General features: G+C 61.1%; 15 protein-coding genes. 3 read left to right on the forward strand and 12 right to left on the reverse strand.

The annotated features are described in order from the left end of the window. Nucleotides 1-1,263, forward strand: coding sequence for an IS30 family transposase (locus tag OGM60_09060; protein UYI99024.1), 1,263 nt, complete (start codon nucleotides 1-3; stop codon nucleotides 1,261-1,263). Between the two features lie 256 nt (nucleotides 1,264-1,519). Here OGM60_09060 and OGM60_09065 read toward each other — a convergent pair whose 3' ends face one another. The 4 genes from OGM60_09065 to purH all read right to left on the reverse strand — a co-directional run bounded on the left by OGM60_09065 (nucleotide 1,520) and on the right by purH (nucleotide 5,841). Further along, entirely contained in the window at nucleotides 1,520-2,563 is a 1,044-nt protein-coding gene (locus tag OGM60_09065; GenBank protein UYI99025.1) for a sensor histidine kinase, read from the reverse strand. 9 nt (nucleotides 2,564-2,572) lie between these two features. Further along, complete coding sequence (locus OGM60_09070; GenBank protein ID UYI99026.1) at nucleotides 2,573-3,244, reverse strand: response regulator transcription factor; 672 nt, start codon at nucleotides 3,242-3,244, stop codon at nucleotides 2,573-2,575. 176 nt (nucleotides 3,245-3,420) lie between these two features. Continuing rightward, nucleotides 3,421-4,128: a hypothetical protein gene (locus tag OGM60_09075; GenBank protein UYI99027.1), complete on the reverse strand. Its 708-nt coding sequence runs from the start codon at nucleotides 4,126-4,128 to the stop codon at nucleotides 3,421-3,423. Between the two features lie 105 nt (nucleotides 4,129-4,233). Beyond that, nucleotides 4,234-5,841: a bifunctional phosphoribosylaminoimidazolecarboxamide formyltransferase/IMP cyclohydrolase gene (purH, locus tag OGM60_09080; protein UYI99028.1), complete on the reverse strand. Its 1,608-nt coding sequence runs from the start codon at nucleotides 5,839-5,841 to the stop codon at nucleotides 4,234-4,236. A 277-nt stretch (nucleotides 5,842-6,118) separates the two neighbouring features. Here purH and OGM60_09085 point away from each other — a divergent pair, with 277 nt between their 5' ends. Next, nucleotides 6,119-6,760, forward strand: a complete 642-nt coding sequence (locus tag OGM60_09085; protein ID UYI99029.1) for a GNAT family N-acetyltransferase — start codon at nucleotides 6,119-6,121, stop codon at nucleotides 6,758-6,760. Between the two features lie 452 nt (nucleotides 6,761-7,212). On the opposite strand, the gene OGM60_09090 is transcribed toward OGM60_09085, so the two are convergent. Next, entirely contained in the window at nucleotides 7,213-9,159 is a 1,947-nt protein-coding gene (locus tag OGM60_09090; protein UYI99030.1) for a DUF2207 domain-containing protein, read from the reverse strand. Between the two features lie 563 nt (nucleotides 9,160-9,722). Between OGM60_09090 and gluQRS the strand changes: the two genes are divergently transcribed. After that, a complete protein-coding gene (gluQRS, locus tag OGM60_09095) occupies nucleotides 9,723-10,733 on the forward strand; it encodes a tRNA glutamyl-Q(34) synthetase GluQRS (GenBank protein ID UYI99031.1) in 1,011 nt (336 codons plus the stop codon). Between the two features lie 15 nt (nucleotides 10,734-10,748). On the opposite strand, the gene OGM60_09100 is transcribed toward gluQRS, so the two are convergent. The 7 genes from OGM60_09100 to OGM60_09130 form a co-directional block, all read right to left on the reverse strand. Next, nucleotides 10,749-11,474 (reverse strand): metallophosphoesterase, encoded by a 726-nt coding sequence (locus OGM60_09100; GenBank protein UYI99032.1) that lies wholly within the window; start codon nucleotides 11,472-11,474, stop codon nucleotides 10,749-10,751. Further along, nucleotides 11,471-12,109, reverse strand: a complete 639-nt coding sequence (locus tag OGM60_09105; GenBank protein ID UYI99033.1) for a metallophosphoesterase — start codon at nucleotides 12,107-12,109, stop codon at nucleotides 11,471-11,473. The genes OGM60_09100 and OGM60_09105 overlap by 4 nt, the downstream gene beginning before the upstream one ends. A 40-nt stretch (nucleotides 12,110-12,149) precedes the next feature. Continuing rightward, nucleotides 12,150-12,389, reverse strand: a complete 240-nt coding sequence (locus tag OGM60_09110; protein UYI99034.1) for a hypothetical protein — start codon at nucleotides 12,387-12,389, stop codon at nucleotides 12,150-12,152. Nucleotides 12,390-12,997: 608 nt separating this feature from the next. Beyond that, a complete protein-coding gene (locus OGM60_09115; GenBank protein ID UYI99035.1) occupies nucleotides 12,998-16,348 on the reverse strand; it encodes a hypothetical protein in 3,351 nt (1,116 codons plus the stop codon). Nucleotides 16,349-16,467: 119 nt separating this feature from the next. After that, complete coding sequence (locus OGM60_09120; GenBank protein UYI99036.1) at nucleotides 16,468-16,662, reverse strand: hypothetical protein; 195 nt, start codon at nucleotides 16,660-16,662, stop codon at nucleotides 16,468-16,470. Between the two features lie 153 nt (nucleotides 16,663-16,815). Beyond that, on the reverse strand, nucleotides 16,816-18,711 hold the full coding sequence (locus tag OGM60_09125; GenBank protein UYI99037.1) for a hypothetical protein: 1,896 nt from the start codon (nucleotides 18,709-18,711) through the stop codon (nucleotides 16,816-16,818). After that, on the reverse strand, nucleotides 18,695-22,627 hold the full coding sequence (locus OGM60_09130) for a hypothetical protein (GenBank protein UYI99038.1): 3,933 nt from the start codon (nucleotides 22,625-22,627) through the stop codon (nucleotides 18,695-18,697). Before OGM60_09130 ends, OGM60_09125 begins: the two co-directional genes overlap by 17 nt. Nucleotides 22,628-22,644 lie beyond the last annotated feature (17 nt).

Below are 22,644 nucleotides of genomic sequence, written 5' to 3' on the forward strand. Positions count from 1 at the left end.
ATGTCCAGACCCAAGCCGTCCGGAAGGTCGTACGGGAGGCTCACGAGGCACGAGAGGAACACGGTCGAGAGGATGCTCGACCGCAACCGCAGCGCTCGCGAGATCGCCGCGGAGCTCGGCAGGTCGCCCTCGACCGTGACCAGGGAGGTTGCGGCGCACCGCTACGTCACCGCGCCGCGCTCGCGCTACGGCGAGCCCGCGCCCGCGGACCTCTCGGGGGCCTGCCCCAGGCTCTCCGCGTGGCCGAGGTGCTGCAACGGCTGCTCGCACAGGAGGGGCTACGGCTGCTCGAGGAGGCCCAGGGTGTTCTACAGCGCCAGGAGGGCGCAGGAGGCGGCCGACGCCGAGCTCTCGGCGAGCAGGTCCGGGATCGACGAGACCGAGGAGGGCGCCGCCGCCAAGCTCGCGGCCATCAGGGACGGGCTCGCGCGCGGGCTCTCCCCGCAGCAGATAGCGGCGACGACCCCCGGGCTCAGCGCCTCCACCGTCTACAGGTGGGTGGACGCCGGCTACGACGGCATGACGAACATGGAGCTCAGGCGCAAGGTCGGCTACAGGCCGAGGTCGCGCCGGGCCCCGAAGAGGGCGACGTCCCACTCGTCGCGCAGGTCGCACGCGTCGTTCCTCGCGCTCGGCGAGGACGCCTGCGCCGCGGCCTGGGAGATGGACACCGTCGAGGGCCCCAGGGGCGACTCCGCCAGGCTCCTCACGCTCCTGCACCGCCCGAGCCGCTTCCAGCTGGCCCTGCCGCTGCCGGACGGCACGTGCGCCTCGGTCCTGGCGGCGCTCTCCTCCCTGCGCGGGGTCCTCGGCGAGGACGGCGCGAGGCGCGCCTTCGGCGCCGTGCTCACCGACAACGGGAGCGAGTTCGCCGACGAGGGCGCCATCGCGGCGCTGATCGGCGAGCGGGACGGCGAGACCAGGCTCTTCTACTGCGACCCCCGGCAGAGCCAGCAGAAGGGCGCGTGCGAGAAGAACCACGTGGAGATCAGGAAGCTGCTGCCCAAGGGCGCCGGGGCCAGGTTCGACCGGCTGACGGCGGCGGACTGCGCGCTGCTCATGTCGCAGGTGAACTCCGAGCCGAGGGGGGCGCTCGGGTTCCTGACGCCGGCGCGCGTGCTGCGGATGGCCCTCGGGGAGGACGCCTCCGCCCTCATGGACGCGTTCGGGATAGAGGAGCTGGCGCCCGGCGAGCTGGACCTCACGCCCGGCTGCATCGACAGGGCCAGGGCCGCGAGGGGCGAGGGGCCGCTGGCGGGATAGGCGGCGGGCCGGGACATGGGCCGGAAGGCCCGTTGCGCTGAGTCCGGAACGGCTGCGCGGCGGGCTGGCGGAGCATGCGGCGGCGGCATGGGGGCACCGGCCTCCATAGCCTCTCCACCTGCGGAAACGGTGCGACGGCCAGGTGCCGGGAGCTATTCCCGCGTTGCGCTAGCTGCGGAAACGCGGGGCCCGTTCAGGCTGTTGCGTTGAGATTGAAAATCAACCAATGACGCTCCAGGACGTTACACCGCGACGACTACTCAAAGTATTGGAATTTGTTGGTCGAGAAGGCAAACGTGACGACGAAGCCTTCGCCGGGCTCGGATGCCGCGGTGACATCGATACTCATCTTGGAGCACAGGCGCGCCACCAGGTAGAGGCCGATGCCCGTTGCGCGCTTGGTGGTGCGGCCGTTGTCGCCGGTAAAGCCCTTCTCGAACACGCGCGGCAGGTCGGCCGCGCTCACGCCGCAGCCGTTATCGGCAACAGTGAGCTCAATGCGCTCACTTGCCAGGCCCTCGTCCAGCAACGCGCCCGAAAACACGATCTTCGCGCCGTCCTCGCGCGCGTATTTAATGCTGTTCTGGATGAGCTGGCCCAGAATAAACTCAAGCCACTTCTCGTCGGTAAAGACCTCGAAGTCGAGGTTCTCGCACACTGGGGCCACGTGCGCCGCGATGAGCTCGCGCGCGTTGGCCTTAATCGCGCCCGTCACCAAGGTCTTGAGATTCCAGCGGCGAATCAGGTAGTCCCGCTCCACGACTTCCGAGCGCGCGTAGTACAGTGCCTGGTCGATATAGCGCTCCACACGAGCCAGCTCACGGCCCAGGTCATCCACACGCGACAGATCGTCTTCGCTGCCGTCCAGGTTTTCCAAAATTAGATGGGCCGCCGCCAGGGGCAGCTTGGCCTCGTGAACCCAGCTTTCGATATAGTCGCGATAGTCATCGGTCTGACGCCGGCCTTCGGCAACCTCGTCGCAGGCAGCTTTGCCCACCCGGCGCAAGACCTCGTACTCGAGCTCGCCCTCGGCATAGGTCGGACATTGCACCATCTCCTGCACCCATGCGGGACTCTCGAGCTCCTCTGCCGCACGCTCCAGCTGGCGCAGAAAACGACGACGGCGCGCGTACTCGATCACGATGCCGAGCATACCAAAGATAAAGGACACGCCGACCGCCACGACCACGATAGAAACGGGTGCGCCGGCGACCGTCAGCACAAAGCAGCTCAGCAGCACACCGCACGTCCACACGGCGACGGGAAGCAGCGCATCTTTAAAGAACTTGCCAAACGACATAGCCGGCCCCTAGACCGAATAGCCTTGGCCGCGATGCGTGGTCAAATACCCCTTGATGCCGATTTTTTCGAGCGTGGTGCGCAGGCGGTTGATGTTGACGGTGAGCGTATTGTCGTCCACGAAGGCGTCGGAGTCCCACAGGTCCTGCATGATGGCCGAGCGCGAAACGATCTTGCCCGCGCGGCTCAGAAGCAGCGAGAGGATACGCAGCTCGTTTTTGGTGAGCTCGGTGCTGGTGCCCGTTTGCGTGTTGGTGACCGTGGAGCGGGCAAGGTCGAGTTCCAGCCCCTTGTGGACCATGGTGCTGCGCTCGCCCGCCGACGTGGTGCGGCGCAGCAGCGCGTTGATGCGCGCCACGAGCACGCGAGCGCTATAGGGCTTGGAGATAAAGTCGTCCGCGCCAAGCGTCATGGCCATGACCTCGTCAATCTCAGTCGTGCGCGACGTGAGGACGATGATGGGGACCTCGGACTCGCGGCGGACCTCATGGCAGATGTGCTGGCCGTCTTTGACAGGAAGCGTGAGGTCGAGCAGCACCAGGTCGGGCGCGGCAGCGAGAATATCGCGCGAGACATGCTCAAACGATTCGCAGGCCTCGACCTCAAAACCGGCACGGGCAAGGATGTCGGCAAGCTCGCGACGAATGGGCTCGTCGTCCTCAACGATATAGATCAGCGCCATGGATTCCGCTCCCTTCTTGGTTGTCTTACAGCCATTATTGCCGCGAAGTCGCCGGCACACGCGTCGCGCGGCAACAAGGTGACAGAACTGTTCGCGAACGAAAGGTTCGACTCGCCCTCACTCGCAACGGGTGCGGGGATCAAATGATTATAAAATCCCCGTCCCAGAAAAATCATTTAGCGGCGGGCGCGGAGCTTTTCGTAGCCGTCGGCAAAGAAGGCGACCGTCGCGGCATCGGACTCGGCGGCGTCGGCATCGGCGGCGGGAACCACGCCGTGCTCGTCGCTCACCAGGAACAAAGCACCCTTGAGCTGCGCGGGAATGTCTACGCGCGTGACCGGGATTCCCTTGGTCTGGGCCAGCTGCTCGATGAGCGTCGCCGTGCCACACAGACACTCGTCCGCCGGCACCACAAAGGCGAGCTCGCCGTTGTTGACGGCGGCGAGCAGCTCGGGCGCCACGCCGGTTTCGTCGGCCTCGGAGCGGGCCTCGGCAGAACGGGCGCGCAGCGCCTTGGCCGACGTATCGGCGAGCGGCTCGTACTCCCCCACCGTCATGGCGGCGTTGCCGTTGACGTCGATCACCAGCATGAGCACGCCGTCATGTGCGGTGTAATCGCCCTCGGCAAGCGACCACTCAACGTGCTGTTTGGCCCAGCTGAGCATGTTATGGGTAAGCGGCTCGCCCTGCACCAGGCGCTCGGACAGCGCGCGAATGTGTCGGTTGAGCATGGGCACCTTTTTGTTGGACATGCGCCAACGGCAGACAAGCGCGGGCTTGTCGAGCGTAAACTTCTCGACCGCCTCCTGATTGGCGCAGAAATCCTCGTACGCACGCTGATCCTCGGCATTGCCAAACAGCTCGGCATCATCAATCTGGGGCATGGTTGTACCTTTCGTGTTAGTCATTCCGTCCTCTTATACCAAAAAGACGGCCCTCCAAACGGAGCGACCGTCTTTTGCAGAGATTATTTTGTCCCGAGGCGAAACTTAGTGCCTAAAGTGGCGAGCCCCCGTGAAGACCATCGCAATACCATGCTCGTTGCAGGCCTGGACGCTCTCGTCGTCGCGCTTGGAGCCGCCGGGCTGGATGATGCAGGTCACGCCGTGCGCGGCAAGCACGTCGACGTTGTCGCGGAACGGGAAGAACGCGTCGCTTGCACAGGCAAAGCCGCCCTTCTCCACGCCCTCGCGCTCGCAGTAGTCCTCGGCGCGCTCGCAGGCAAGCAGTGCAGAGTCAACGCGGTTGGGCTGACCCGGGCCCATGCCAATGCCGGCCTTACCCTTGGAAACCAGGATGGCGTTGGACTTGACGCCCTTGCAGACCTTCCAGGCAAACTCGAGCTCGGCCATCTCAGCGTCGGTGGGCTTACGGTCGGTGGGGAACGTGAAGGTCGCGGGATCCTCGGTCACGTGGTCGACTTCCTGCACCAGCATGCCGCCGTCGACGGAGCGCAGCTCCACCTGGGCGCCGTGGTCCACGCCGCCGGTAGCCAGCACACGCAGGTTGGGGCGCTTGGCCATGCGCTCGAGCGCCTCGGCAGTGTAGCTCGGGGCGATGATAACCTCGACGAACTGCTTGTTCTGATCGGCAAAGTGCTCAACCAGCTCATAGGGAACCTCGCGGTTGCAGGCGATGATGCCGCCAAAGGCGCTCTTGGGATCGCAGGCGAAGGCACGGTCGTAGGCGGCCGTGATGTCCTCGGCCACGGCGGAGCCGCAGGGGTTCTGATGCTTGAGGATCACGCAGGCCGGCTCGTCGAACTCGCGGACCAGGTTCCAAGCGGCGTCGGCATCCAGATAGTTGTTGTAGCTGAGCGGCTTGCCCTGGATCTGCTCGGAGCCCACGAGCGGGAACTGCGAGCTCGCGGTGTTCTCGCAGCCCTCGGCAAAGCGATAGACCGTGGCCTTTTGCTGCGGGTTCTCGCCATAGCGCAGGTCGTCGACCTTCTCCAGCGAGATCTCGAGCTTGGCAGAGGTGTCCGCCACGTCGCTTGCCTGGGCGGCAAGCCAACGGGAGATAGCCGTGTCGTAGGCGGCGGTGGTCTGGTAGACCTTCACCTGCAGGCGACGACGGGTGGAAAGCGTGGTGCAGCCACCGGTCTCGCGCATCTCGGCCAGGACGGCATCATAGTCGGCCGGGTCGGAGATGACGGTAACGCTCGCGGCGTTCTTGGCGGCAGAGCGCAGCATGGAGGGGCCACCGATGTCGATGTGCTCGATGGCGTCCGCGAAGGTGACCTCGGGGTTGGCGACGGTCTTCTCGAACTCGTACAGGTTGACGACGACCAGGTCGATCAGCTTAATGCCGTGCTGAGCAGCCTCCTGCATGTGCTGCTCGGAATCGCGGCGGGCCAGCAGCGCGCCGTGAACCTTTGGGTGCAGGGTCTTAACGCGGCCGTCCATCATCTCGGGATAGCCCGTGAACTCCTCGATGGGGGTTACGGGGACGCCCGCGTCCTCGATGGCACGAGCCGTGCCGCCCGTAGAGATGATCTCGACGCCAAAGTCATCGACCAGCGTCCGTGCGAAATCGACGACGCCCGTCTTATCGGTAACCGAGATCAACGCGCGTGCGATCTTCACATCAGATCCCATGCAGTCCTCCTGTCTGGTACGCCGCCGTGCTCTGTGAGTCGGTGATACGTCGATCTGCAGCGCTCGCGCAGCGGCATTGAAAATACTGATTCAATGTAGCGCATCGAGCGCGACGTTGCACCCCGCAACGCACGGCTGTGCAGAAAAAGTTTGCGAGCGGGGGTTGCAGAGGCGCCGCTGAGCACGGTGAGTTGATGGAACACAGGGGCACCATAATTAGATGCCAATGGCGTGGTAGAACTGTGCTCGATATGCATCCGCAAAAGAAAGAGGCACCATGGTCTCGCGGGTTCTCTACCGACCGTTTGATACTGAAGACTTTGACGCCATCGCGCTGATTCTGCAGCAGCTTTGGCATAACAATTCGGATAACGATGAGTACAACCGCCTTGAGGCCGCATGCGACCTCGCCTATTGCCTTTCGTCCTCGACGTTTTCGCAGGTTGCGGTAATTGACGGCGAGGCGCGCGGCATTGCGCTTGCACGCGCAGGACAGAGCCCCGGCGTCACTATCAACGAGCATTGGATGGATACCGAACGCGCGTTGCTGTCGCAGATGCGCGAACTGGAGCCCGATGCCTGCGCCGAGTATCTCTCGTTTGTGCGCGCAACCATCCGAACCAACAACCGCCTGCTCGAGAGCAGCCCATTGCCGCACGACAACGAAGTCACGCTGCTCGCCGTCGATCCCGATGTCCATGGCCTGGGCGTTGGCTCGGTGTTGCTCGATGCCGCTGTCTCGTACCTTTCCTCGCGCGGGGCGACAAGGGCGCACCTGTACACCGACTCCAACTGCTCGTGGAAGTTCTACGAGCTGCACGGCTTTAAGCGCACGGCCACGCACCGCGCCAACCGCGAAGAGCGTCGTCACGACATGCCGCGTGAAAGCTTTCTCTACGAACTCGACCTAACAGCCTAGCCCAAGCAGCCACACCTGGTCATTTAAGAACGTCCCCAATGACTGATCCCCAACAACTAGTCATTTAAGTCTGTCCCCAATGAGTGGCCTAGGGGGTTTGTAGATAGCCCTGGTCAAAAAACATCAAATATGAGTACTGTTACCTTTTTAGTAGCAGCGATTTGGGGCATTTTTGATGCTTATAGGCATGACGACCAGCTGCACGAGCTGACATAACTCCCCAAATGTTCAATAAAATGGGCTCCTAACGAGAAGTACTCTCATTAGGAGCCCATTATTATGTGCAAACATATGTGACCAACGCAGCAACAGTACTCATATTTGGCATTTTTTGTCCACTGTCCCTTGCGCGAAGGTCCGCAGCGGAAAGTTTGACCCGTTTCGATGCACAAAAATGGGATGAATCTTCCCTGGCAACCGCCCAGAAAGATCCACCCCAAAGCAAGCGCTCGCTAGAACGTTCCGCCGCCGCCTCCGCCGACGCCGCCACCGCCGCCACCGGAAAAGCCGCCGCCGCTGCCGCCGCTCGAGCTATCGGAACTCGAAGCCAGCTCGCGGATGGTCTCGTGATACACCTCGTTGAACGAATCGAGCGGAGACTCGTTGCCGTAGTGATGGTAATACCACCAGTAGCAGGGGTAGTTGTCGTAGAAATCGTCGCTGTTGCGCAGATCCGCAGGCACGGCCTCGGCCAGCTGTCGCAGCACTTCTTTCGAAACGCCCAGGGCAACGCCCATCACCAGCAGTTTGTTCCACAAGATTAGGTCGCTGGGGATAGCCTCCTTCAGGCGCGTAAAGTCCTCGAGCCAATGCTTGAGCGCCTTGCAGCGAGCCGCCACCTCGGCGCCCTCCGGCGTGTAACGGCGGAAGGTGCAGCTCAGGACAAAGCCCACGATCGTAACGGGGATCGAGATCATAGCGGCACCGACGTTGGCATCCGCAAAGTCGGTATAGAACAGAGAGCCCAGAATGCCAAAGACAATGATGATGCCGAGAACCAGGCCGGCCACCATCGCGATAGTGCCATCCGATGCAATAAGCTCGCGCGCCTCCAGCTTGCCCTTAACTGTGCTCTGATAGTCCTCGAGCTTGTCGCCAACAGATGTGGTGCGCTCGCTAGCGTACTCCTCCAACTCGCTAAACGTGCGCGAACGGACTCCGTCCTTATCGGGCTTAACGCCAGCAAAGAAGACCTTGAGCACGTCGCGATCGATGCCGTCCTTCTTGGCAGCCTTCCAGGCCTCGTCGGTCACTGTGATGCGATACGTCTGCTCCTCTTTTTCGCGACGGAGCAGACCCTTCTTCTTGGTCTCGGTCGCTTCTTCCAGCTTGATCACGCGGTCGTCGGTGAGCTTCATAAGTGTGGCGATATATGCCTGATCGGGCACGTCGTTCCAGCTCATGAGAGCTGCAAGCACCGCGGGATGGTCGGCCGAGGGCACATCGCGGAAGTACTCGTCCTGGAAGAGTGGCTTGGGCTTGGGCCTGCGCAGCTTAAGCATCACGATCACACCGGTATAGGCAACCGCCACGACAACACACACCACGGCAATCGCGCCGGCAACCGCACGCGCGTGCTCACGGCGAGCGTTGGCCTCGTCGGCCCATTCCTTCTCTTCGCTCAGAATCGTCGACATGCGCTCTTCGCTCGAGGCGGCGAGCTGCGGCACCCAGTCGTTGGGGAAGGCGATGCGTGCCTCGGCGAATTCTCCCTCATGCACGCAGGGAATGGTATAGGTGACCATGGGCTCGTCCGCATCGAGTGACACGTCGCCCGTCAGCGGGCCGTGGCCCCATGCGCGGAAGTTATCGCCCTTGACGGCGGCCGTCCCGGCAGCGGCATTTGCAAAGTAGACTTCCATCTCGACGTCATCGGAGTCCGCAGACCAGCCGTCACCCACAAATTTCCAGTAGAGCTCGGCGGTATCGGCCCAGTTCATAACCGCACCGGTCATGGAATAACTCACGTAGTAGATTGCGCTGTCGCCGCTCTCGTGAGGGCTGAACACCTTAATCTTTACGCCGTCGTCGGACTGCTCCACCGTGTAAACGCCGTCGTCGCCTTTGTTTGCGCTGTCGACCTTGTTAAACGCAGTGTCGTCTTCCTCGACGCTCAGCACATTGACGACCACCGAGCCGCCTTGCTGGTTAGAGCCTGTATTGATATCCCAATACACGCCGTTAATGTCATCGTCGAAATCGAACTGGCGTCCCTCGACAACGGTCAGCGAGCCATCGGCCTCGACCGTGGCACCGATATAGGTTTGGCTCATGGAGTAGCCGTCGGCACGTGCAACGGCGGGCAACAGCAGCAGTGCGCACGCGACGAGCGCGCAAATGGAAACAAATCGCGCAAACGGGCGGCGCTGCCGGCTGACTTTGGCGGCGAGGGTGTTCATAGGCACATCCTTTGTCTGTAAAACCAACAGCGCCATTGTCCCACGTTTGCGGGTACGCATGACGAATATCTGGGCCAACGGAACGTCAAATGGGACAAAAGTCCCACCCGAGTCTGGCACTTAGGGACGTTCCTAATGATCTATTGGGGACGGAGGAAAACGGATCATTGGGTTGAACCGACGGACTGCAACAAATTTGTCGTTTGGGACGCTCTTTGGCCGAGTCCTGCGCCAGCAATAGATACCACTTCACAGCTCCGTCACAGGTGTAGCGGCTTTGTGTTGCTGCGGCACGCGCTGATTGAGCCTGTGAGCAAGGGGCATAAAGCAGTTGAGCGATAACGGTTGCCCCTTTCCCGTTCGCTCGAGGATCATGTCCCCCTTTTCCGCGGAAACCCCGGCAGTTGCGAAGAGCTGCCGGGGTTTCTGTTGTCTAAGGTGCTGAGTTGATGGACAGGAATCAAAGCACCGAGCCTGCGGCCCACAATACACAATGCGGGTCCTCAACAACTTGCGGACCACAGTGACGCCTCCCCATCGCGCCCCGCGCTATACTCGTCCGCATGGATATCAAAACACGCAACATAGCAACGCCCGCCGCGGACGCGCCAACGACGCAGCCCGCCCCCGTTCCCACCCCCGTCGTGGGCCGCTTTGCCCCGTCGCCCTCGGGCCGCATGCACCTGGGCAACGTGTTCAGCTGCCTGTGCGCGTGGCTTTCGGCCCGCAGCCAGGGCGGCAGCATCGTGTTGCGCATCGAGGACCTGGACGATCGCTGCAAGCGCCCGGAACTTGCCACTCAACTGATTGACGACCTGACCTGGCTGGGACTCGAGTGGGACGAAGGCCCCTACTACCAGCACGATCGCCTCGACCTGTACGAGGGCGCCTTGCGCCAGCTGCAAGACGCCAGCCTCACCTACCCCTGCTTTTGCACGCGTGCCGAGCTCCACGCCGCGAGCGCGCCGCACGCCAGCGACGGCACGCCCATCTACCGCGGCGCCTGCCGAGGCCTTTCGGCCGAAGAGGTCGCCCGCCGCAGTGCCCTGCGCGCCCCGGCCACGCGCCTGCGCGTGCCCGACATCGACGACCTCGCGGGCGACGTGATCGAATTCGTGGACCGCACGTACGGGGCCCAATGCGAGGCGCTCGCCACCGAGTGCGGCGATTTTTTGGTGCGCCGCAGCGACGGCGTTTTTGCCTATCAGCTAGCCGTGGTGGTCGATGACGCCGCCATGGGCGTTACCGAGGTCGTGCGCGGATGCGACCTGCTGGGCTCCACGCCCCGCCAAATCTACCTGCAGCATCTGCTGGGACTTCCCACGCCGCACTACGCGCACATTCCGCTGCTCATGTCGCCGGACGGCCGTCGCCTTTCCAAGCGCGACCGCGACCTGGACCTGGGCGAGCTCCGCGCCCGCTTTGGCACGCCCGAGGCACTGCTGGGCTGGCTCGCCAGGCAAACGGGCATCGCACCGGACGCCACACCGCGCTCTGCCGAGCAACTGGTCGAGCACTTTAGCTGGGACGTCATCCGCGCACACCGGGAAAACATCACCGTAACGGCCGAGTAGCCGCTCACTCCACCCCTACGCAACATCCCAGGGCTGGAGTTCGTCGCCCAGGCGAACGATACAGTCGTAGAGCACGGTGTGGCGCTCGGCCGGGTTGGCATCCCGATGAAAATGCCCGTAATACCAGCGTTTGTAATCCAAGCGGTCTTCCAGCTCATCGAAAAATGCCGTCAGCCGATCAACGGCGGGATAATTCCAGCCAGGCCCCGGATAGAGCGTGGGCGAAAGCATGCGCGTAGAGCAGGTGTGGGTGATCACGTAGTCGACCTTCCAACCCACGCTGTCGAGCTTTGCCCGCGCCTCCTCAAAGTTGCGCTCATCCGGCAGCTCCTGCGGCCACCAGCTGGAATAGGGAATGCGGTATTCCTTATCCACACTCGTGGCGCCGCCCATGGTAAAAATCGTTGAGCCGTCGAGCTCAAAAACCTCGCCGCGCGTCAGGCGCCGTATGGGCGAGGTGTCCGACAGGCGCTGCGTCAGACCACCATGCCACAGCTCCATAGGGCGCTCCGCCCAATGGTCGAAGCGTTCGTGGTTGCCGTCGACGAACAACACGGTATAGGGACGCGATTCCAGCCAGGCGATATCGGCGCACTCCTCGGCAGAGAAATCCCAGGGAAAGCCAAAGTCGCCCGCAACAATCAGATAGTCGTCACTCGTCAGACTATCCCCAAGATCCCAGTCGCGCAGCTTTTGCATGTCGACGCCACCGTGAATGTCGCCCGTCACATAGACCGTCATCGGATCACCACTTCCCTCTTATAGGTTTCGAGATCGTGCTCGATCTGCTCGTTGCCCGTGGCGTTGACCCACCACGGCCACTTGACGCAGCTCACCGGCTCGTCTACCTGCACAAACCACGACTTGAGCTCCTCCAGGCTCACCGGGGCGTAGCTGTTAGCGTCCGCGCCCACGTCATAGCGCAGCAGCCCCTGTCTGAGGTTGAACTTGTTGTACGCGTCGCCACAGCTGTGGATATGCCCGTGCAGATGCCAGCTACCGTGCGACATGCCCTGCCAGTCGACCATGGGATAGTGGCTCAGCACGATTTTTTGGCGGTCAATCTTGAGCACGCAAATGGGCGGCTCGACGATAAAAGCATCCGCTACGGCAGGCTGCGTCCAGTCTTTGTCGTGGTTGCCGGGCAGTAGGTGGACGCGCTTGCAGACAATGCTTTTGCGCAGCTCGTAGGCGTCTTGGACCGTCATCTTAAAGCTAAAGTCACCCAAGATGTAGAGCTCGTCATCCGCAGCAACCTTGCTGTTAATGTTGGCGACCATGGCATCGTTCATCTGCGCAACAGTCGACCAAGGCCTATCGCTAAGCCGTAGCATGTTCTCGTGTCCAAAGTGAGTATCGCCGGTAAACCAGATCACGGGGACCTCCTGTTGCTGCGGGGTATCCATCCCTTAGGGCTTACCCCTCGTTCTTCCATCCAAACGGGTCGAGCACCCAAAAAATCAGATCGAGTACGCCGCCGGTCATCATGGCGCCGGCAAGGGCCATGCAAACGTGCAGAGAACTGGCACTTCGGAGCACGTCGAATGGCCCCAGAACAGCCAGCAGCGCGACCGCTGCGCCGGCAAGGCACAACGCGAGGCACGGCCCCGCGTCCTTGACGCACTTCTTTGCGAGATGCTTGGTGTTATCGCTCATTGGTATCGAACTCCTTAGAGGATCGTTGTTTGGGTACATGCCGCCGCGGCAGAGCAGGGCGGCAGGGTAAGTGTCCCATGCCGTGCGGACACGTTTTTAAACCCATGTATCCGCAGGGACCCATGTCCTTGCAGAACACCCCCGAAGAATCGTCTAAGCCGCTGGCGGGCAACATACTGAACAGGGGGTCTTTCCTCGTTTGAGCGCGGTCGCCAGTGGCACGCTTGTTCTAATGGCGTTTTGAGGAAGGTTCTTGCATCCCGCAGAGCGGTGATAGATTTTGCCGTTCTTGGTGACGATTACCTTGATCTTTGAAGTATCCACGCTGCGGGGCTTAGTCGGCGCGGCCATCTTTTGACAGACTAGCTCCGGTTCTTGGGGCTTACTTCTCGAAAAACCAGAATCGCGGAATCGATTGATGCAACTGTCGAAACATCCATCGAACAGCAGTCCCGTTGCCAAGCCCGCCATGAACCCACAGGCAATCGCAGCCTCTCCTCTAATTTGCATATGTCCCTCCTTAATTAACCTTGAAGATAAAAGCGGCGCGCGCCGCAGGACCCATGCCCTTGCGGCGCGCGCCGAAAATAATCCGTTTTCCTCCGTCCCTAACGGATCAGTTGGCGGCGCTTGTCGGAGAGGAAGACGCCGGCGGCAACCAGGACCGTGCCACCGATCACGAACGTCTCGCCCAGCAGGTTGGAGACGTCACCCGTGGCGGGCATCGTCGTCTGCTGCGCGGTGGCCTCGGACGCCGAGGTCATGTGCTTGGCCTGGTACGTCACCTGCGTCGCAGGCTGAGTCTGCTCGCCATTCCCGCGCTCGGCGGCCTCTTGGCGAGCGATCTCGGCGTTGAGCTCGACAATAGCCTGGTCGAGCTCGGCCTTGGCGGCGGTATAGTTGGCAAGCGCCTCCAAGTAGGCAGGTGCCACAGCATCCGTCGCAGCAACGGCAGCGTCGAGCTCAATCTTGGCAGCTGCGGCGCGCTCGGCGGCATCGTGGGCTGCAGCGATCTTAGCGTTGAGCGCCTCATCCGCATCGTTGGCACGGCCGCTAGCGATGGCGTCGGCAAGGTTGATCCTGCGCAGGCGGGCAACCGCGGCGGCAGAAGCATCGCGATCAGCGGTCGCATCCGTTACGGCGTCGTCCGCCGCAGTCACGCCAGACTCGGCATCGGTCTTCGCCGAAGCCGCTGCCTCAACAGCAGCATCGGCAGCGGCCTTGTCCTCCGTCGCCTGAGCAAGCGCCGCGGCGGCATCATGTAGCTGAGCCGCACGAGCAGCAGCCGCGACGGATGCGGCCTGAGCCGCGGTCACAGCCGTGCCGGCACCGCTCGCAGCAGCCTGGGCGGCAACAAGCTCGGCCTGGGCAGCAGCGACGTCGGCATCTGCCTGGCCTGCCGCACCCTGCGCGGCATTCACTGCAGCCTGCGCGTCAGCCTGAACGGCACGCGCCCCCTCGAGCACCGCCGAGGCCGCATCAAATGCACGCTGAGCAGCGGCAACGTCGGCAGAGTACGCAGCCAGCTCGTCCTGGGCGGCAGCAAGCGCGCTCTCCTTGTCGCCAACGCCGGCGCGAGCGGCATCCAGCGCACGCCGGGCAGCGGCAGCCTTGCCCTTGGCGACATCGAGTTCATCAGACTTGGCAGTCACGACACTCTGCGCCGCGGTAACCGCAGCGCTGGCAGCGTCCACGTCGGCGCGGGCATCAGCCACGGCACGCGCAGCGGCCTCAGCCGCGGCCTGCTTCTCCCCCACGGCAGCCTGGGCATCCGAGGCCCCAGCGGCAGCAGCGTCAACATCGGCGGCAGCAGCATCGACTTGAGCCTGCCTTGCAGCGGCGGCCTGCGACGCGGCGCTCACCTTGCCGCCAGCCTGCGCAGCCGCGCCCTGAGCGGCAGAAAGCTCCTGACGAGCCGCGTCCACGCCCTGCCCAGGATTTGCCAACGAGTCACACCACGCATTAAGCGCGGCCTCGTATTCGGCAACCGTCATCGGATTGGCGGCATTCGTGTACCATCCTCCAGACATAGAGAACGTCTGCGCCTGCGTAAGCCAACGGTTCATCGTCCCGCGCGTGCAAACCCCCATACCCGTTACGGTGTAATCGGGATCGATCACATTCATGTAGTGACCGACTGTATGCACGCTCCCGCCATGCGCAGCCACGTAGCGATCGATTTCGTCGCCATGCTGCTCGTAGAAATCAAAAGCAGCCTTTCCCGTAAGGCCCGTCGCTCCCAGCGTAGCCGCAGCGCGGTCAAAGACGGCCTTCTCCTGATCGACCCACTGGATGAACGGGTCGCTTCCGTAGTTCCACGCCACGTTTTCGCCCACGTTGAACTGCATGGCGTGCGCAGTCTTGGTATCGGAGAAATTCGCATCGGCAATCGCGGTCGCCATCATGGCATACGTCACCTTGAGCTCACCCAGGCCAACGCTCGCACGATACTTGTTGCACGCCTTGAGCCACACAATCGCTTGCTTCATGTTGGTCAGACTCGTCGCGTCAACCTCCTCGCCCACCTTGGTGAGGCTGGCATATTTGCAGTTGAGAATCAGGTCCGCCGCATCGTCGGCACCCACGCTCTTAAAGAACGCAATGGCGCCCTGGCGGTAGTTTTCCGCCGAGGCGTTCGCCGTAGCCTGAGCGGCGTCGAGCTTGGCCTGCGCTTGAGCTACAGCCTGATCGGCCTGCTGCTTTTGAGCCTTTGCCTGGTCGAGCGCCTTGTCGGCAGCGTTCTTCTCGTCCTTAGCGGCCGAGAGCTTGGCCTGAGCGTCGGCCAGCGCCGCAAGCGCATTGGCATGCTCGGCCTTAGCCTGATCGACGGCGGCGTCTGCCGCGGTCGCAGCAGCCGTGGCAGCGTCCAACTTGGACTGCGCGTCAGCCGCAGCCTGCTGCTGGACGGCGAGCGCCTGCTGAGCAGCCTGCACCTCACCCTCGGCAGTGGTCACTTCCTGCGAGGCAGCAGCGAGTTCGCCCTCGCGCTGCGCCTGGACCGACTTGGCGGCGTCCAGCGCGGCAGCGGCGGCGTCCACCTTGGCCTTGGCAGCCTCGTACTCCGGGCCCGCGGCACCCTGCTCGGCACGGTCGAGATCGGCCTTGGCGGCGTCATAGCTCGCCTGAGCGGCATTCACATCCTTATCGGCCGCATCCTTTGCCTGCTGAGCTGCCGAAAGCTTGCCTTGCGCGTCCTGCTGTTTGGCCGCGGCGGCATCAACGCCAGCCTGGGCATTCGAAAGCCTGACCTGCGCGTCGGCGGCCTGCTGCTTTGCCTGCTCCAGCTCGCTCGCGGCCTGCTCGGCAGCGGCCTGAGCCGCGGCAACAGCCTCGGGCGTGGCATCGGCAGCAGCGGCCTGCGCGGACTTGAGCGCAGCCTGGGCATCGTCGGCGGTCTTCTGGGCAGCGGTCAGGGCTTCACCCTTGTCCGTCAGATCCCTCTTTGCGGCATCGAGTGCAGCTTGAGCGTCCTCGAGCGCCTTCACGTCCGCATCGGCCTTGTCCTGCGCGGCACCCATCTGCTGCTCCAGCTCGGCCGAAGCTGCAGAAGCGGCAGCGTCGCTTGTGCCACGGGCCGCATCGTAGGCGCTCTGAGCCTGCTGCTGGTTGGCAGCGGCGGCGTCGTAAGGAGCGGCGGCCGCATCCAAATCGGCCTTGGCAGCAGCGGCCTTAGCGCGAGCCGCATCGACCGCAGCCTGCAGGTTGGCGACCTTCTGCACCGCTGACACCGTGCCCGCGCCAGCGCTAGCAGCAGCCGCGCTCGTCAACGGAGACAGCACCGCAGCCGGCTTCGCAGTAGCGTCGGCACCGTTCGCACCCTGCGCCACCGCAGTCAGCGGAGACAGCAGCGACCCGCCCGTCATGGCGATCGTTGCCGCAGCAACTGTCGCCATACGCCCGGCGGCCTTCGCCTTACCCGCAGCGCCGCCATTGATGTTCTTGTTCACGTTCTTGCTCATTGCCGATTCCTTCCCACGATGAGCTGATGTTTGACACATAATCGATCCAATATGCCCCGCTAAAAAGAGGTGATAACGGGGTAATTAAATCGGAGGAGTTGGAGACAAGCCCACATCCATCAGCGGATGCCGACCTCATACTCCCGCTCGCGCTCAATATCATTCAGGTACTCATAATCTTCGGAGCTAAGCTCTAGATCATCTTGAGCGAACATGTAGTTCTCGGCCTTAGAACCAATACTGCAACCGTAGATGGTATTGAGATCGATATGGTCGGTATTGTCGTTGTAAAGGGGGAAAATTCTGCTGGTCATGCTCAAGTACCTCTCAACATAAACTGAAAACTCGTTTGCTTGGTCTCTTTTTGAGACCCCATCTGATGTGCTATGGCTGCAGTATATGTTCTCCCCTTTTACAATGCAAGCGTAATTTCAAAAAGTTCTAGGAGCGATAATTGCGCAACACCATCACTTGTCGCCACCGCCATCCTCTACCGCGCCCTCACGCGCAGCGCACTCGTTGAGATACTTGACCGGAATCGGCCACACGGACGGAGCCTTATAGCGCGAAAGGCCTATGTTGGCCAGCTGAACCAACAACTCAGACAAATCATCGCCGTCGAGTACCTCAATCGAACGCACGTGAATCGCAGTCGCCATATCCTCCTGGGTGCCGTTGTTGACGCCCACAAAATAGCAAGTCTTGCCCGCACGCTCGAACGTTCCAATGCCGTAATAAGGCGAGTTGTAGCTCTCGAAAATCTCTTTCTTACGCCCTGCTTTGCCTGTGAGCTGATGCTCACCCACCAGGGCCATAAAGTTATTGGAAAACGTCGTCAGTCCCGTATCCCGCACGCGCGCAAGCATAGACTGCCCGTCCGCATGCACGTCAAAGACATAGGCGCCCTTATCGAGTTTGCCGTCCGCGGTCAGCAGATCGAGCTCCATCTCGTACTCGGGACCATCCTCTGCCGAATGTGAGGCATAGCGCATGCCCCCATCCGCGCCAATCGCCAACGTAGCGATACGCGAATCCAGCTCAATCTTGTCCTTTGTTTTATGCGGCACATCGACCAAGCCACACACCGTCACCGACTCAATATCCAAAGCATCAAGATCAAACGCCGTCACCCGCTCGTCGACAACATCCTGCTTTACCAGCAGTTCTTTGAGCATGGCGCCCAGGATCGCCTCTTGCGCATTGCGATCCTTTTGCTTTGGCGCCACCTTAAACAGTGGCTCGCACACATCCGGTGTCACGTGCTGTTCCACCACGCCAGCATGTAAGGCATAGCCGTCGTCCTCAGCAACCTCATTGGGCACAACGACAAGGTTCAGCGCCCGCGAATCCACGGCCCTTCCGCCATACGTTGCGCGAACGCCCCACGAGGAATCGTTAAGTCGATCGGCCAGCTGGCGCGCCACTTCGGCAAGCCCATTGCGCGCAAACGACACCACGATTCGCTGCCCCGCCATGCGCTCCGCAACCACGCGCGCGTACTCATCACCCTTGAGCACCTCGTAGAAACTCTTACGCGGGTATTCCATGAGCGTCACCCGGGCGAAGTCGCTGTAACGGCGTTCGAGAATCTGCAGCTCTCGATACAAAATGCCCTTCTTGGTATAGGCGACCTTGTCCGCCTGGGCCGAGAACGTCAGATCACGGCGCTTGGACGGCTTGTCGCCCTTGGCTCGGCGCAGGATGTACTCGTCTTTTTGTTCGTGGGCAAGCACCATCGTCGCCACGGGCGATAGCCTGTAGCCCACTTGGCTCTTAATCTTTTCGAGCTCTTTCTCGTCACCTTGTGCCCTGCCAATAAGCACACGGCGCTTGGTAAACGTCCGAATCTTAAGATCAAAGGTGCAATCCTCATCGATAACGATTTCAACCGTTTCGATCTTGGCAGGTCCCCTTCCGTCGCTTTCGACAGCATCGCGGCGGGCACCCTTGGCGCTAATGACATACAGGTGCCCGGTGTCATTGGGAACTTCGTCCTCAATCCCCTCAAACTGAGAGCAGGAGTTGAACAGCAAGCGGAGCGCAACGTAATCGTCCAACTCGTTCCAATTAGTTTTAATCGGAACTATCTGCTCCTGATAAAGCGAGGCATTAAGGTCGCCCGTCTGCACGCCCGCTTTGACCATCAGAAAGACGCGGTTGTCTGCAAGCTGCGTGAGCGCGACGACCTTGCCCGTCTGGCACACATCGGCCATAAAGTTCGCCACGGCATGCTTGCCCGCATCGCCGACGTTGCACCAAAAGACCGAGTAGCGCTCCTCGGCAGCAGCGGCATCGAGCTGCAACACGAGCTCTGATACGGCGATGTCTCCCAAACCGCACGGCTGGTTATGCTTCGATTGCACGGCCGATCGCCTCCATCATCTCCAAATTGATTGCACCGTCGGCGGCCATATAAGGAACGGAGAACACAGTCCCCTCAGCATCGAGTGCCTTGGGCACGCACTCAAGCGCTGCCTCATCAGCCAAAACGTTGACGATTAGCAGGCGTTTCGCCCCAACCTTTTGAGCCTTCGCCCTAAAGCGCTCGGCATCCGACGCCTCGCGACCGTCGCGAACATAAGCGATATAGGCACCGATGCGATAGTGCTTAAAATCGATCCATACCCCGGTCGTGTTGCCAGCAGCATCGAGCACCTCAAAGTCGCCACCTGTCTCGGCGTGTGCCGCATCGCCACGCGTAAGCGAATAGCGGCCGTCGTAATATGCCTCAAAGATTGCCCTTCCGGCAGATTCTCCCAGCTCACCCAGGTAGACCGCCTGGAACATATAGGGCGTCATGTGCGCCGTCGCCGCCGGCTGCAGCGTTGTGGGCACCCCGTCGCTCGACCAACGCTCACGCACTTCGCGAATTGACAGCAGCTCGGGTACGCGCGCCGCCGCCTGGCTCACCTGGCGAACCGTCGCGCCCTTTAAGCCCTCCTTGCAGTGGCAACGATCCTCCAGACGAGCAGCAATCTGCTCGACGGGCTCACCATCGTAGCTAGGGAATTCAAAGTGCGGCACCTTGCATGCCCCGCCTTCTGCATAGGCATAGCCATTTGCAGCATGCGACATGCGCAGCGCGGTACTCCGGCGCTCTGGGTATTGCGCGAGATCTTCCCACGGCAGGCAAAAATGATGCAGGTAAAAGTCGCGCTCGCCATCAAAAGCAGTGAGATCTTCGTCCCCGGCGTTTAGCGAGGTAACTTTCCACGCCAGCTTTTCGTGCTTTTGCTTGGCAAGGTTGTTCCTAAAGGCGGCAAGGTTCTGCTGCTTAACGGCAGCGTGTTCCTTGTTGTCCGTCATATGGTTGTTGGCAGCGGCGCAGGCACCAACCACCTGCTCAAGCTCGTAGCCCATCGGCAAATCATGCAAGAACGAAAAGTTGCAATCGTTCGCAATCTCGCGGTCGAGCAGCACCTGCACGCAAGGCATCTTTACACTCGTGCGCATCAGGCGACCCACAGCCTGTGCCACAATGCGAGCGCCTTCGACCTGATAAGAGAGGGTGTCGCGCACCGGCAGGCTCTTATTAACGCCAGATAGAAGCATCCGTACGTTCCGGCGCTTTTGAGTAAACGGAACCTCGCCGCGCGCTACCAGTTCCTCCTGCTCCACCACGCCAAGTAGCGCCTGCTGGACAAACTTATTTGAGTTGATCTCCACTCCCCAGGTCAAACGACTTGTGGGCGACTCGATATATAAGAAATCAAGATCCATCTTGGGGCGACGGTCGGCATTTTCAAAGCCGCAATCGACCTGATGAACCATGTCGCACAGATTCTCCGGCACCTTGTATTTGAGATTCTTGGAAAAGCCACCGGCCGAAAGATTGATAAACATCAGGGTCGGCTGGCCCAGCTCGAGACGTTTTTGAGCGCCACGCCAACCTGCATCCCATTCCGCAGCGTTAAAGCACGGCACCATGTCCTTGGCGGCCTCAAGCGATTTCTCGTACGACATCTCGGGGCACTTGATGTTTCTAATCACCAGCTCCGCGACAATCTCGCGCGCAAGATCCAGCGCCAGACTATTGAATTCGCCATGGTTTCCCATGTGGCGCGTGGTAAAAACGGCTCCCGCCCGTTGCTCGTTACGCGCCACACCACGGGCCCAAGTACTCACGGCAACAAGCGTCTTGCTCAGGCACTTCAGCTCAAACTCGATGCTCTTGGCGTCGCTCACGCCCACCCTGTCAGCAATCTTTAAGCGCAAGCGCACCGCAAGTCCCTCACTCACGCCAATCCCGTCAAAGAACCGCATCGCGCGCTCGTACACCTCGTCGGGCGACACAATGATGCCGCCAAAGGCGCCGCCTGCCAGCGCGACCATGCCGGCAATTTCCTTGGACTCATCCACCCAGGCAATATCGACGTCGTACTCCTTCGCAGCCTGTTTGTTAAACAGCTTAGTCTGTCGCACGATTTCCTGGTTGAGCTCGCCAATCCAAGCGTCCTTGCGAACCACGCCATGAACCTCGTCAAGGTAATCGAGGTTGAAGTTTTTGACGGTCGGCGCACTCCATGTTGCGCTCATGCACACGCAAGGCGCTTTGGCGGCAATGGAGGCAAGGTAGGCCTCGGGCATGCGCTCAATGCCGTGGCTGGTTAGGTACGTGGTAAACATGTGCTCGATGGTGGTTTCCATCACTAGATAATCGACACCACGCGCATACATCGAGTCGTCGGCGGCATCGATCTCGTCATTCTTGCGATCTTTAAAGAACAGCGCCAGCATCAACGAATCCCAAAAATACTTCTCGCTGGTCTGGTTGTTCCTAATGCCCAGGGCATCGATGATGTTCTTGCGCGAAAGGTCGTCCTTGTACGAAATGCTGCCGTAGTACAGCTTGTCCATAAGCGTGGCGCAACGGGCGAGATGACCCACCACCATCCTGACCAGACCGCGTGCACGACGCACCGCCTTGCTGACGGTTTGCTGCCCACTCCCTCCGCGAGTGATAATCATATTGCGAGTACCGCCCTCATTGAGTTTGAAGCGCAACGGATTCGCCGAGTTGTCGCCCACCGAAATATCGTCGCTGCCAAACAGATGTCGACCGGAGAGCTGCTCTTCTTTCGCCTCGTCAGACAGCGCAAAAGGCGGACGCAGTTTCATGTCCTTAATACAAGAGGCGAGTGCCTTTTGAATTTTCTTGGCATCCTTGGCGATTTCTTCGGCATCTTCCTCTACGCTCGCCCGCGAAACCCTGTTCCTCTCGGCGTTTGACCCTTTGTGATCGCCCGACGTGGAAGCGTGCGTATAGACCGCCATCCATTGATCTCGATTCCCCAGTAGCAAGGGGTCCACCACACCGCCGTTAAAATGACGATCGAGGATACGCAATACTTCGTCCGGTTGAAACGTCACGGGATCGTCTGTCAGCGTCGACAGTATGTCGGCCTTCATGTGGTCGATTTCATCAAAGATAAACAGGCCCTTCTCGGCAGCCATTGCGTTAAAGAGCACAACGCCTGCACCGGTCACTGTATCGATCCTATTGATGAGCTTTTGCGGCGTCAGGGCAATCACATGCGGTATGCTCTCGTCATTGAGCAGGGCAGACGGCCAAATCTGGGGGATCACCTCCATGCCGCGCGTGATGTTTTTGAGCTCGTGGCTCACAGCCCAACGCAAGCTCGCATCCGCCGACGATAGCTTGTCGCGAAGGGCGGGGGTCAAACGGTCTGCAACACCTCCCAGACGATTTCGAGTGTCAAGGATGCCCAAAAGGTCATCGGCGATCTCCATCGCGTTGCCCCACGCTCGCTTAATGATGCGATGAGAGCTCTCGTCGTCCGCCTCGATGGGACACGGAATGTCGCGCACGCCCACGGCGCCCTTACCGCGCGTAGTCTCAATCCAATGCAGGATGTTATCGCCCGCACGCGGAAGATCGAACACCATGCGCTGCGCGGCATCGCCATCCATGCCCTGTTCAACCAGCAATTTGCGCACGCTCGCAACGTAGTTGTCGCGGTTGTCCTTACCCGGCACCACAAACACCAGGTAACGACGGCCCGGGCACTTGTTAAAACAGCCCGAATCGTCCCAGCCACCGGCGATGAGGTCGGCTGTGACCTGCTCGGCCGTATAGTTTTTACCCGAGCCCGTCGTGGCGCCCAAAAAGTACAGGCCATTGTTGCCCTGATCCTTGGGGGCAAACAGCGCACGCTCAAAAAACTCGCGCATCGCCTTTTGACGTGCAAGATAGGGAGCGAGCTCCTTGTCGTCCGCAGACGACGGATTCGATTGGCAGTTGAGATCCCACATAGCCATGGTCAAACCTCCGATTT

Source organism: Coriobacteriaceae bacterium (assembly GCA_025757745.1).
In the GTDB taxonomy this organism is placed as follows: domain Bacteria; phylum Actinomycetota; class Coriobacteriia; order Coriobacteriales; family Coriobacteriaceae; genus Collinsella.

Bases quoted from the DNA above. Each gene is read 5' to 3' on its own strand.
- OGM60_09060 (UYI99024.1), top strand. From the start codon at position 1: ATGTCCAGACCCAAGCCGTCCGGAAGGTCGTACGGGAGGCTCACGAGG.
- OGM60_09065 (UYI99025.1), bottom strand. From the start codon at position 2,563: ATGTCGTTTGGCAAGTTCTTTAAAGATGCGCTGCTTCCCGTCGCCGTG.
- OGM60_09070 (UYI99026.1), bottom strand. From the start codon at position 3,244: ATGGCGCTGATCTATATCGTTGAGGACGACGAGCCCATTCGTCGCGAG.
- OGM60_09075 (UYI99027.1), bottom strand. From the start codon at position 4,128: ATGCCCCAGATTGATGATGCCGAGCTGTTTGGCAATGCCGAGGATCAG.
- purH (UYI99028.1), bottom strand. From the start codon at position 5,841: ATGGGATCTGATGTGAAGATCGCACGCGCGTTGATCTCGGTTACCGAT.
- OGM60_09085 (UYI99029.1), top strand. From the start codon at position 6,119: ATGGTCTCGCGGGTTCTCTACCGACCGTTTGATACTGAAGACTTTGAC.
- OGM60_09090 (UYI99030.1), bottom strand. From the start codon at position 9,159: ATGAACACCCTCGCCGCCAAAGTCAGCCGGCAGCGCCGCCCGTTTGCG.
- gluQRS (UYI99031.1), top strand. From the start codon at position 9,723: ATGGATATCAAAACACGCAACATAGCAACGCCCGCCGCGGACGCGCCA.
- OGM60_09100 (UYI99032.1), bottom strand. From the start codon at position 11,474: ATGACGGTCTATGTGACGGGCGACATTCACGGTGGCGTCGACATGCAA.
- OGM60_09110 (UYI99034.1), bottom strand. From the start codon at position 12,389: ATGAGCGATAACACCAAGCATCTCGCAAAGAAGTGCGTCAAGGACGCG.
- OGM60_09115 (UYI99035.1), bottom strand. From the start codon at position 16,348: ATGAGCAAGAACGTGAACAAGAACATCAATGGCGGCGCTGCGGGTAAG.
- OGM60_09120 (UYI99036.1), bottom strand. From the start codon at position 16,662: ATGACCAGCAGAATTTTCCCCCTTTACAACGACAATACCGACCATATC.
- OGM60_09130 (UYI99038.1), bottom strand. From the start codon at position 22,627: ATGGCTATGTGGGATCTCAACTGCCAATCGAATCCGTCGTCTGCGGAC.